The 9,994-nt window shown below is 66.7% G+C and carries 11 protein-coding genes and 2 pseudogenes; 3 read left to right on the top strand and 10 right to left on the bottom strand.

The annotated features are described in order from the left end of the window. Window positions 1-942: pseudogene (locus DYI24_RS14010) on the top strand (hypothetical protein); the annotation flags it as partial. Between the two features lie 950 nt (window positions 943-1,892). Here the strand turns inward: DYI24_RS14010 and DYI24_RS14005 are convergent. The 6 genes from DYI24_RS14005 to DYI24_RS13980 all read right to left on the bottom strand — a co-directional run bounded on the left by DYI24_RS14005 (window position 1,893) and on the right by DYI24_RS13980 (window position 5,182). Continuing rightward, window positions 1,893-2,111, bottom strand: coding sequence for a hypothetical protein (locus DYI24_RS14005; protein WP_107345877.1), 219 nt, complete (start codon window positions 2,109-2,111; stop codon window positions 1,893-1,895). Between the two features lie 474 nt (window positions 2,112-2,585). Next, complete coding sequence (gene pufA / locus DYI24_RS14000; RefSeq protein WP_107345876.1) at window positions 2,586-2,786, bottom strand: light-harvesting protein; 201 nt, start codon at window positions 2,784-2,786, stop codon at window positions 2,586-2,588. A gap of 12 nt (window positions 2,787-2,798) precedes the next feature. Beyond that, the gene (gene pufB, locus DYI24_RS13995; RefSeq protein WP_022721374.1) at window positions 2,799-2,954 is read right to left on the bottom strand and encodes a light-harvesting antenna LH1, beta subunit; all 156 of its coding nucleotides are present in this window, start codon (window positions 2,952-2,954) and stop codon (window positions 2,799-2,801) included. 324 nt (window positions 2,955-3,278) lie between these two features. After that, on the bottom strand, window positions 3,279-3,752 hold the full coding sequence (locus tag DYI24_RS13990; RefSeq protein ID WP_164572719.1) for a phosphate-starvation-inducible protein PsiE: 474 nt from the start codon (window positions 3,750-3,752) through the stop codon (window positions 3,279-3,281). Window positions 3,753-3,881: 129 nt separating this feature from the next. Then, complete coding sequence (locus tag DYI24_RS13985; RefSeq protein WP_107345875.1) at window positions 3,882-4,439, bottom strand: cyclin-dependent kinase inhibitor 3 family protein; 558 nt, start codon at window positions 4,437-4,439, stop codon at window positions 3,882-3,884. Beyond that, window positions 4,439-5,182 carry a type III effector HopAG1 gene (locus DYI24_RS13980; RefSeq protein WP_246701255.1) on the bottom strand — a complete coding sequence of 248 codons (744 nt, stop codon included), beginning with the start codon at window positions 5,180-5,182 and terminating at the stop codon, window positions 4,439-4,441. The genes DYI24_RS13985 and DYI24_RS13980 overlap by 1 nt, the downstream gene beginning before the upstream one ends. A 168-nt stretch (window positions 5,183-5,350) precedes the next feature. On the opposite strand from DYI24_RS13980, the gene DYI24_RS13975 reads away from it, so the two are divergent. Then, window positions 5,351-5,986, top strand: coding sequence for a class I SAM-dependent methyltransferase (locus DYI24_RS13975; protein WP_164572717.1), 636 nt, complete (start codon window positions 5,351-5,353; stop codon window positions 5,984-5,986). A 359-nt stretch (window positions 5,987-6,345) separates the two neighbouring features. Here the strand turns inward: DYI24_RS13975 and DYI24_RS13970 are convergent, their stop codons facing one another. The 3 genes from DYI24_RS13970 to DYI24_RS13960 form a co-directional block, all read right to left on the bottom strand. Then, the gene (locus tag DYI24_RS13970; RefSeq protein ID WP_164572716.1) at window positions 6,346-7,149 is read right to left on the bottom strand and encodes a DODA-type extradiol aromatic ring-opening family dioxygenase; all 804 of its coding nucleotides are present in this window, start codon (window positions 7,147-7,149) and stop codon (window positions 6,346-6,348) included. A gap of 42 nt (window positions 7,150-7,191) precedes the next feature. Further along, window positions 7,192-7,782, bottom strand: a complete 591-nt coding sequence (locus DYI24_RS13965; RefSeq protein WP_107345871.1) for a malonic semialdehyde reductase — start codon at window positions 7,780-7,782, stop codon at window positions 7,192-7,194. A 75-nt stretch (window positions 7,783-7,857) separates the two neighbouring features. Continuing rightward, window positions 7,858-8,499, bottom strand: a complete 642-nt coding sequence (locus tag DYI24_RS13960) for a YceI family protein (RefSeq protein WP_164572715.1) — start codon at window positions 8,497-8,499, stop codon at window positions 7,858-7,860. Window positions 8,500-8,595: 96 nt separating this feature from the next. Here DYI24_RS13960 and DYI24_RS13955 point away from each other — a divergent pair, with 96 nt between their 5' ends. Then, window positions 8,596-9,498, top strand: coding sequence for a LysR family transcriptional regulator (locus DYI24_RS13955; protein ID WP_234820020.1), 903 nt, complete (start codon window positions 8,596-8,598; stop codon window positions 9,496-9,498). Between the two features lie 245 nt (window positions 9,499-9,743). Here the strand turns inward: DYI24_RS13955 and DYI24_RS13950 are convergent. Continuing rightward, window positions 9,744-9,994, bottom strand: a pseudogene (locus DYI24_RS13950) (BLUF domain-containing protein); the annotation flags it as partial.

The following is a 9,994-nucleotide window of genomic DNA, read 5'->3' as shown; positions in this document are numbered from 1 at the left end:
ACCTACGCCAATGTCGCGCCGTCGCCGGAATTCGACCGGCTCGAGCCGACCATGGAGAACCGCTCCGATCCGGACGCGCCGTACTCCTATGACGAATCGCCCGACGAGGCGGCGCGCTACACGCCGCCGCCCGCCGCTTCACGTATCCCGGCCGAGCCCAAGCTGAAGGGCAGCCGCAAGCCGTCGAAATTCCCGCTGCGCACCGCGCTGGTGATCGGCGTGGTGGCGATGCTGATCGGTGCCGGCCTGGTGTGGGGACCGGGCGTGGTGTCGAGCCTGATGTCGATGATGCGCTCGCCCTCGACTCAGACCGCTGCGCCCGCGACTCCGGCGCCGTCGACCGAGCGACCGAAGATCACCGACCGGGTCGGCCAGCCGTCGACCGAGCAGGCTGCGCCGGTGGCGCAGCGCGTCGTGCTGTATGACGAGGATCCGAACGATCCGAAGGGCAAGCAGTACGTCGGCACGGTGGTGTGGAAGACCGAGCAGGTGAAGGGTGCTAGCAACAAAGGTGGCGCCGACATTGCGGTGCGCGCCGACATCGAGGTGCCCGAGCGGGCGTTCAAGATGACGATGTCGTTCCGCCGCAACACCGACACCTCGCTGCCGGCGAGCCACACCGCGGAATTGACCTTCATCCTGCCGGCGGATTTCCCCGGCGGCGGCGTTTCCAACGTGCCGGGCATCCTGATGAAGTCGAACGAGCAGTCGCGCGGCACGCCGCTCGCTGGGCTCGCCGTCAAGGTCACCGACGGATTCTTCCTGGTCGGCCTCAGCAACGTCGAAGCCGACCGCGCCCGCAACCTGCAGCTCCTCAAGGAGCGCTCCTGGTTCGACGTGCCGATCGTCTACAGCAACGGCCGCCGCGCCATCATCGCCATCGAAAAAGGCGGCCCCGGCGAACGCGCCTTCAACGACGCCTTCAAGGCCTGGGGCGAGTAGTTAGGACGTTAGGGCACCCGCGCTTTTGTGGCGCGGGGGGCCTGCGCGCTTCCATTCCTTCAAGTTGCCGTTCGACCTACAGAGTCATTCCGGGGCGCTCGCGTTAGCGAGCGAACCCGGAATCTCGAGGTCGCATCGCGCGGCGCCGGCCGCACGCCCGCTGCATCTTGCTTCGCTACAATCTCCAGATTCCGGGTCTGCGTGCTCTCGCACGCATCCCGGAATGACGGCGGGTGGTGAGGGGCGCGCGTGGCGTTCGCTGCTTCCTCGAGTCATTCCGGGGCGCGAGCGCAGCTCGCGAACCCGGAATCTCGACGCCGGCAAATAACGACGCCCGTCATCGCCCGCGCAGGCGGGCGATCCAGTATTCCAGGGCCTCCGTGCCAATCACCATCTCTCTGGGATACTGGATCCCCGCTTGCGCGGGGATGACGCCGGAAGCCGGCGGTCGCCCACGATGGACGGCTTCGCGCGCACGCAGAACACTGCGAGATTCCGGGTCTGCGTGCCTTCGCACGCATCCCGGAATGACGGCGGGTGGAGAGGGCGCGCGTGGCGTTCGTTCACTGCTCGGGCTTCTCCCCGAGTCATTCCGGGGCGCGAGCGCAGCTCGCGAACCCGGAATCTCGACGCATGCAAATAACAACAGTCGTCATCGCCCGCGCAGGCGGGCGATCCAGTATTCCAGAGCCTCCGTGCCGATCACCAGCTCTCTGGGATACTGGATCCCCGCTTGCGCGGGGATGACGTCAAAAGCGAGCGGTTGCCCAGAATGCACAGCTTCGCGCGGTACGCAGAACGCTGCGAGATTCCGGGTCTGCGTGCTCTCGCACGCATCCCGGAATGACGGCGGGTGGTGAGGGCCGCGTTTGACGTTCTATCACTATCCCCCGAATCAAAACGCGCCGCGGGGGCCGCGGCGCGTGGGTGGGTGAGGTTTGACGATTGGATTATGGCGCGCCGATCGATCCGGCGCGGACGGCGTCATCGACCAGTTCGTGGGCGTCGGTGATGCCGCGGGCGGCGTTCTGTACGATGATTTGCGCCATCATCGCTTTGGTGGCCGGAGTGCGGTGCTCCGCTGCGATCTGCTCGACCGCGATATCGAGCACTTCGCGCAGCGTCGCGACGTATTCGGGATCGAACTTCGGCGGTTCGTTGGCAGTCATCGTCGTCTCCTTCAGTTACGGCGCGCACCTTGTCGGGCCAATGCGGCCCAAGTGCGGAGCGGCGATGAAGTTGCAGTGACGGAGACGATTTTTCCGCGACCTTACGGAGCCGTCATGAATCGAAAAACCCTTGCGGCACAATCACAAACGTGATTCCGCCGCAGCCTCGACACGTTCAAATTTCGAGCAAATCCAGACCGGCGCGAAAGCGGTGTCGCAGGTTGTTGACGTGGCCGCGATCTGCGGTGCCGTTCGCGTGTGAATTCAACCGTCGCGAGTCACTGGCTACGCGTCATGCGCGCAAACGGCGGATGGGACTCGGGGCGATCAAGACGCGGGGGTGACATGCTGCGGTCATCACTGTGTCGTCGCGGCATGCTGCGGCCTTCAGGCCGCCAAAAACAAAACACCCGCCGGGACCTCCGCACGAGGGGCCACGACGGGTGTCTTGTCAGCTTCGAAGAAGTAAGAAGCTTACTTCTTGGCGGCCGGAGCAGCCGGCGCCGGCGCAGCGGCCGGGGCGGCGACGGTGGCGCCGTTCCAGTACTTCGGGAACCAGGTGGTGTTGCTGAGAACAGCGAAGTGCACCAGGATCGCGATGACGGTGACGCTGCCGAGCAGCAGCGGCAGGCCGACGCCCGGGTTCACGACGGTCCAAATACGACCTTGATTCATGTTCGATACTCCTTAGTGCAGCCAGGGCGAATAAACATACGCCAGGAAATGCGCGACGATGGCGATCGCGCCGAAGATGCGCGTGCCGTCGATCACATGCTTGTGGAGCTCTTCCGACTCCGCGATCGTCAGACCGGTCGGCCAGACCTTGTTCAGATCGTCTGCCATTGTAAAACCTCCTGAGAGACTTCGATCAATTGCGTGCTGTTCGCACGCGTAAAGTGCCGCTAGCAGCGACCGGGTCGCCTAGTCCGTCTGACCAATCCGCGAAGACCCCCTCAGGACTGTCGCGCAATCATCCGAACCATTCGCTTCCGGTTGAGACCTCCGCTTTCGGTGCCGCTCCGATCCCGGAGGGGCGTTGTCGATCACGGCGTTCTCTCGCGCAGTCACATTATCGTGACAGTGCCCCTTGTCAACTTGACATGACACTGACCTGTGTCCGGTTCATGCCGGACAGTGCCTCTCGTACGGAACGGACAAATCCGCCGATCATTTCGGGGGCGGAGCGGGCTGGTCCGAGCCTTGATGCGGCGCCCTGGACTGAGCATGGCCATGGCCGTGCTCGTGGTGGCTGTGCCGCGGCGGGCGGTAGGAAATCACCGCGCAGGCCAACGCCAGGATCAGGATCGCGCCGCTCTCGTACAACAGGTTTTCGGCCGGCTGGTCCTTGCCCTGCAGGATCAAAAGCCGCGAGATCGCCGTGATGGCGATGAACATCGGCAGCGTGATCGGGATCTTCTTGCTCTCGTAGTACACCGCGACCATCGCGATCACTTCGACATAGATGAACATCAGCAGCAGCTCTTTCAGCGTGACGCGGACGTTCAGCACGGTCTCGTAGACTTCCTGCGTCATCGCCACCACGGCGAAGGTGCCGATCAGCAGCAGGAAGGCGTTCTCGATCAGCTGGAAGCCTTTGCGGATCAGCGGCATCGGCGGGTTGGGCGGCGGCAGGTCGTTCATGGAGGGAATCCGGTTGCGGCGCGGCTTGCGCCTTGAAGCGGCGCATCTAGCGGATCGGGCGTGAAGCGTCTTTGACACGGTCACGCGCTGCGGAAAAACGCCGCTGCGGCGGATGCGCGCCGTCCGCGATCACGCGATCGGCTGCGCCCGCTCGACCACTGCCTGCTGCGCGCTGGTCTCGATCGCGCCGCGGCCGCGCGCGGCACGCACCTGCGCGATCGCGGTGGTCGGCGGCACGCCGAGTTCGACCAGCAGCCGCGCCGCGATCATGCCGGCGCGGCCGAGTCCGCCCTTGCAATGCACCAGGACGTCGTCGCCGGCGCGCAGCCGCTGCCGGATCAGGCGGCCCTCGGTTTCCCAGCGCCGTTCGAACTCCGCGGTCGGCGGGTGATAGTCCGGGATCGGCAGATGCAGCCACTGCATCGCGCGGCGCTCCACCTCGGCGCCGAGCTCCGGCACCTTCAACAGCTCCAGTTCGCGCCGCTCCACCAGCGTGAGCACCAGCTGCGCGCCCCACGCCTGGATCGCATCGAGATCGGCGGCGAGATCGCGAGCCCAGCCGCCGGTCAGTGCCGAATGATCGTGCTTGCCGGGGCAGAAGGTGATGCCGATGCGGCCATGGTTCGGCCCGGCCCGCACTTCGGCGATCTGCAGCGGATGGGTCTGGCTGGTGCGCAGCGGCGCCATCATTCCTCCAGGGTGTCGAACGCGCCGACGCGGGCGATCGCCGGCGTGGCGCCGCTGGCGGCGACGCGGCGGATCAGATCGTCGCGCCGCGCGAGCAGCAACGCAGCCAAGGCGCGCGCCTCGTCGGTGTTGCCGAGTACATCTTGCACCACCGCAGAGATCGCCGGCTCGGTCAGCCGCGCCGCCTTGGCGACGGAGGCCGCGAGCGCATGTTTGGTCATCGCGCCGAACACGCTGGCCGCCACCGCATTGGCGCGGGCATCGCGCAGGGTGTCGAACTCGATCACCTCGGCGCCGAAGTCGGTCTTGCGCGCGCCGCGGGCCCGATAGGCCAGCGCGCCGCCCTGGTCGATCCGCACCACGCCGCCGTCGCGGGTGACCAGCACGTTGTCGAGGTCGACGCCGAGCACGTCGCGATTGGCGAGCCAGGCATCGACCGCGAAATCGCGGCAGACCTCGGCGGCGACGCCGTTCTCCGGATAGGCCAGCGCTTCGCCGAGCGAGGCGCCGCGCAGCATCGCGCTCGCAATCGCCAAGCCTCCGCCGCGCGTCACCAGCTCGACCTCGGCGACGTTGGTGCCGGCGAGCCGATACAGGCGATTAGCCAGCACTTCGTTGCGGGCGTGATCGTCGCTCGGCGGGGTTTTGACGTACCAGGCGCGGCCATCCGCGTCGGCATAAAGGCCGCCGGCATTGGAGCCGGCCTGGCCGCCGATCGCGGTCCAGCCGTTGGCGTCGCGCAAGGTTCGCGCGCTGTCGCTTGGCTCCGGCATAGATTCCCCGAGGTTGATCGCGCGCGCTTTCCGCGATTTGCGCGAAATCAAGCGACATCCCGCCGCCCGCCGATTAGCGTAGCGCCGCCGCTGGCCTACGCAACATCGACCAAACGCTGACGAGCCGGGAGCGAGGCGATGTCATTCTCGAGGTTCTGGGAGTTGCTCACCCGGCGTGACACGGCGCGCGCCGGCCGGATCGACTGGGACGCCAAATACGGCACCGACACCCGCTCCACCGTCGAGCTGCACGGGCTCACCATCCCTCACGACAGCCGCAGCTTCGGCGAGCGTTATCAGGCGAGCGATCCGTCGGTGCTCAGCGACGCGCTGGCGTTTGTCGGGCTCGATCCGCGCGCCTATCGCTTCGTTGATCTCGGCTGCGGCAAGGGCCGGATGCTGATCATCGCCGCCGAGCTCGGCTTCAAATCCTGCGTCGGCGTCGAATTCGCCGACGAGCTGGCGCAGACCGCGAAGGCCAACGCGGCGGCGGCCGGATTCAGGACGATCTCGATCGTGCACGGCGACGCCGGCGGCTACGCGTTCCCCGACGATCCGTTCGTGCTGTATCTGTTCAACCCGTTTGCGCACCAGATCATGGCGCGGGTCCGCGACAATCTACTGAAGCTGCGCCGCGCCGACTACTACGTGATCTACAAGAATCCGCGCGAGCGCCGGATCTTCGACGAGATGCCGACGCTGCGCTATCTCGGCACCCCGCCTGCGCACAAAGGCGTCTGGGGCGTGCATGTCTGGGCGCCGCGGGGCGCGTAGTTCGTCCGATCGAGATTCCGGGTTCGCGAGCTTTCGCTCGCGCCCCGGAATGACTTGGTGGAGCCACGCGTGCGCCTTTCCACCCGCCGTCATTCCGGGATGCGTGCGACAGCACGCAGACCCGGAATCTCGCAGTGTTCTGCTTACGCGCGAAGCCGTCCATCATGGGCGACCGTTCGCTTCTGACGTCATCCCCGCGCAAGCGGGGATCCAGTATCCCAGAGAGCTGGTGATCGGCACGAACGCTCTGGAATACTGGGTCGCCCGCCTGCGCGGGCGATGACGGACCATTGTTATTTGCCTGCACCGAGATTCCAGGCTCACGCGCTGGCGCGCGTGCCCCGGAATGACTTGCTGCGTCACCCGAACGCGTAGCCCGAGATCCGCTTGTTGCCGATGGCGTCGTGGAACACGCGGCGGCCTTGGTCGGGGCCGGCGGCGCCGGCGGTGACCATCAGCGGGATCAGATGTTCCTCGCGCGGATGGCAGGCGCGGGCGCCGGGGGCGCTGGCCCAATGTGCCAGGCGGTCGTTGCGGACCGCCGCGTTGGGCGCGGTCGCGGCTTCCGTGAGCCAATGATCGAACGCTTCCGACTCCGCCTGTTGGCCGTCGAAAAAGGTCGAGAGGTTGTGGAAGCTGTTGCCGCTGCCGATGATCAGCACATTGTCGTCGCGAAGCGGCGCCAGCGCGGCGCCGATCGCCAGATGCTGCACCGGATCGAGGTCCTGCTGCAGCGACAGCATCACCACCGGGATCTGCGCCTCCGGATCGACGATCAGCATCGGCACGAACACGCCGTGATCGAAGCCGCGCGCCGCATCGGTGGCGGTGGCGATGCCGGCGTTGCCGAGCAGCGTCTGCACCTGTTTGGCCAGCGCCGGATCGCCCGGCGCCGGATAGCTCAGCCGGTAGGTGTGCTCGGGAAAGCCGTAGTAATCGAACAGCATCGATGGTGCGGCCGAAGTGCTGACGGTCGGCAGCGCCGCCTCCCAATGGCCGGATACGATCAGGATCGCGCGCGGCCGCGCCGGTAGTGAGGGCAGCACGCCGGACAGATAGACGCGCAATCCGTCATAAGCGTGCGGCCCAAACCGCCGCGGCGGCTCCATCCAGAAGCAGGGGCCGCCGCCGTGCGACAGGAAGATGGAGGGTTGACGGGGCATCGTCGTAATCTCCCTGATTGAAAGTGATGTTGAGCGGCCGCGTCACAGCACGCGGCAGGCTTCCTCGAAGGCGAGACGCGGGTTGCGCGGAAACAGCTTCTCGGCGTCGCCGTAGCCGATGTTGCACAGGAAGTTCGACTTCCAGCGGCCGTCGGGGAAGAACTCGGCATCGAGCGCGGCGTGGTCGAAGCCGGACATCGGACCGGCGTCGAGGCCGAGCGCGCGGGCGGCGAGGATCATGTAGGCGCCCTGCAGCGCCGAGTTGCGCTTGGCCGTCTCGGTGATCAGCTCCGGCTTGCCGACGAAGCCGCTGCGCATGTCGCGCGCGGGAAACAGCTGCGGCAACAGGTCGTGGAATTCGGTGTCGTAGGCCACGATCACGCAGCACGGCGCCGCCTTGACCTTGTCGACATTGCCCGGCGCGACGCTCTTCAGCAGCCGCGCCTTGGCCTCGGCGCTGCGCACGAACACGAAGCGGCCCGGATTGCTGTTGGCTGCGGTCGGCGCCCATTTCACGAGGTCATACAGGGCGTGGATGGTGTCGTCGGTGACCGGCTTGGAGGTCCACGCATTGTGGGTGCGGGCCTGGACGAACAGCTGGTCGAGGTGGGGATCGGGCAGCGAAGTGCTCATGGGGCGGGTTCTTGTCTGAGACGAGGGGAGAGGCGCCCGCCGCCGGATGCGGCGGGCGCGGAACGTCGAAAGCGATCAGTTCTGCTTTTCGAATGCGGCGCTGATCTCGAGGCCGACCTCGTCGCTGATCAACGGCACATATTTCGTCACGCCGAACTCGCTGCGCTTGATCGTGCCGGTGAGATCGAAGCCGACCGTCACCTTCTTGTTCAGCGGATTGACGCCGGCGCCGTGCAGCCGGGCGTCGAGCGTCACCTTCTTGGTGACGCCGTGCAGCGTCAGCTCGCCGGTCACCTTGGCCTGGCGCGGCCCGGTCACGTTGACGCTCTGCGAGGTGAAGCGGATCTCCGGATTCGCCTTGGCGTCGAGCCAGTCGGCGGCCTTCAGCTCCTCGGTCAGCTTGTCGACCGGGGTGTTCACCGAGGCGGTCGGCAGCTTGATGTCGAAGCTGCTCTTGGCCGGGTTGGCGCCGTCGAGCTGCAGCGTGCCGGAGACGTCGCCGAACCGGCCGCGGAAATCCGAAAAGCCCATATGCGACACCACGAAGCCGACTTGGGTGTGGTCGGGGTCGATCGCGTAAGCGCCGCTCTCGACCTTCACCGGCTCGGTCTTCACCGCCTGGGCCTTGGCGGCCTTCGGCGCGGTCTCGGCGAATACGGCGGGCGCGGCCACCAGGGCGGCGGCCAGGATCGGAAACAGCAGGCGTCGTTGGATCATGTGCATCCTCCAGTTTGGCTGTCCCCCTGACTTAAGAGCGGCGGCCGGCCGAAGAAAGAGATGAAGTTTTGCGGTTCTTCATCTAAAATTTCGATGATGAATGACGGCCTGACCCTCGACCAGATCCAGCTCCTGCTCACCGTGGCGGATGAAGGCAGCTTTTCCGGCGCCGCCCGCAGGCTGCGGCGGGCGCAGTCCGCCGTCACCTATGGGGTGCAGAAGCTGGAGCAGCAGATCGGCGTCGCGCTGTTCGATCGCTCCGGCTATCGGCCGGTGCTGACCGAGGCCGGCCGCGCGCTGCTGGCGCGGGCGCGGCGGATTTCCGAGGAGGCGGCGGCGTTTCGCGATCAGGCCCGCAGCCTGGCCGGGGGCCTGGAGTCGGAATTGACCCTGGTGCTGGACTCGATGTTTCCGATGCCGCGCATGGTCGATGCGCTGCGCGCCTTCACCGACGCCTTCCCCACCGTGCCGCCGCGGATCTTCGTGCAGTCGCTCGGCGCCTCGGCCGAGCTGGTGCTGAACGGCACCTGCGTGATCGGGCTGGTGCCGGAGCCGTTCAGCGATCACCCCGATCTGAAGCGCTCCACGCTGTCCACCGTGCAGCTGCTGCCGGTGGTGGCGCAGGGGCATCCGCTCGCCGCGATCGCCGGCCCGATCCCGACCGACGTGCTGCGCCGCCATGTGCAACTCGTGCTGACCGATCGTTCGGCGCTCACCGAGGGCCGCGACTACGGCGTGCTGTCGACGCAGACCTGGCGGCTCGCCGATCTCGGCACCAAGCACGCGATGCTGCTGGCCGGGCTCGGCTGGGGCAGCATGCCGACCCATCTGGTGGCGGACGATGTCGAGGCCGGCCGGCTCAAGCTGATCCAGCCGATGGAATTCGAGGACCGCACCGCGCAGCTGGTGATGACCGCCGCGCACCTCGCCGCCCGTCCGCTCGGCCCTGCTGCGCAATGGATGCTGAACTACCTCCGCGCCCAGAGCCCGCGCGGGTGAGGCCGTGCTCCTCAGAGCCCGACTGGACATGCGGGCAATGAACTCGAGCACCTTCGTTTCAACCCGTCATGCCCGGCCTTGTGCCGGGCATCCACGCCTTGCGGCGAAAACAACATGCAAAGGCGTGGATGGCCGGGACGAGCCCGGCCATGACGAAACTCATCGTCGATCGGACGGCTTATGAAAGCCTTTGCTGTCCGCATGTCCGGTCAGGCTCTGAGAATGCGGGCCGCGTCCGCCCGCCCTCAGCTCTTGCCCGGCGCCGCGAATGTCCGGTCCGGCGACAGCTCGGCGTCGTAGGCCATTTCCATGACGATCTTGAACAGCCGGTCGCAGCGTTCGTCGGGGGCGAAGTGGGTGTCGTCCTTGATCCAGCCGAGCGCCTTCTCCCAGCTCGGCGAGCGGCCGATATAGGCCTTCGTCCAGTTCGGGAATTCGCGCGTCTCGACCTCGGCGGCCGACATCACCTGGATCTTGCCGTGGCGCGGGTCGTGCC

The sequence above is a fragment of the Rhodopseudomonas sp. BR0C11 genome (assembly GCF_010820945.1).
Lineage (GTDB): Bacteria > Pseudomonadota > Alphaproteobacteria > Rhizobiales > Xanthobacteraceae > Rhodopseudomonas > Rhodopseudomonas palustris_H.
Note: the sequence above shows the minus strand (reverse complement) of the source record. Positions and strands in the feature narration are given on the sequence as shown.

Coding starts and splice junctions, on each gene's coding strand:
- pufB (WP_022721374.1), bottom strand. CDS start 2,954: ATGGCAGACGATCTGAACAAGGTCTGGCCGACCGGTCTGACGATCGCG.
- DYI24_RS13985 (WP_107345875.1), bottom strand. CDS start 4,439: ATGGCGCCGCTGCGCACCAGCCAGACCCATCCGCTGCAGATCGCCGAA.
- DYI24_RS13990 (WP_164572719.1), bottom strand. CDS start 3,752: ATGAACGACCTGCCGCCGCCCAACCCGCCGATGCCGCTGATCCGCAAA.
- pufA (WP_107345876.1), bottom strand. CDS start 2,786: ATGAATCAAGGTCGTATTTGGACCGTCGTGAACCCGGGCGTCGGCCTG.
- DYI24_RS14005 (WP_107345877.1), bottom strand. CDS start 2,111: ATGACTGCCAACGAACCGCCGAAGTTCGATCCCGAATACGTCGCGACG.
- DYI24_RS13960 (WP_164572715.1), bottom strand. CDS start 8,499: ATGATCCAACGACGCCTGCTGTTTCCGATCCTGGCCGCCGCCCTGGTG.
- DYI24_RS13975 (WP_164572717.1), top strand. CDS start 5,351: ATGTCATTCTCGAGGTTCTGGGAGTTGCTCACCCGGCGTGACACGGCG.
- DYI24_RS13955 (WP_234820020.1), top strand. CDS start 8,596: ATGAATGACGGCCTGACCCTCGACCAGATCCAGCTCCTGCTCACCGTG.
- DYI24_RS13970 (WP_164572716.1), bottom strand. CDS start 7,149: ATGCCCCGTCAACCCTCCATCTTCCTGTCGCACGGCGGCGGCCCCTGC.
- DYI24_RS13965 (WP_107345871.1), bottom strand. CDS start 7,782: ATGAGCACTTCGCTGCCCGATCCCCACCTCGACCAGCTGTTCGTCCAG.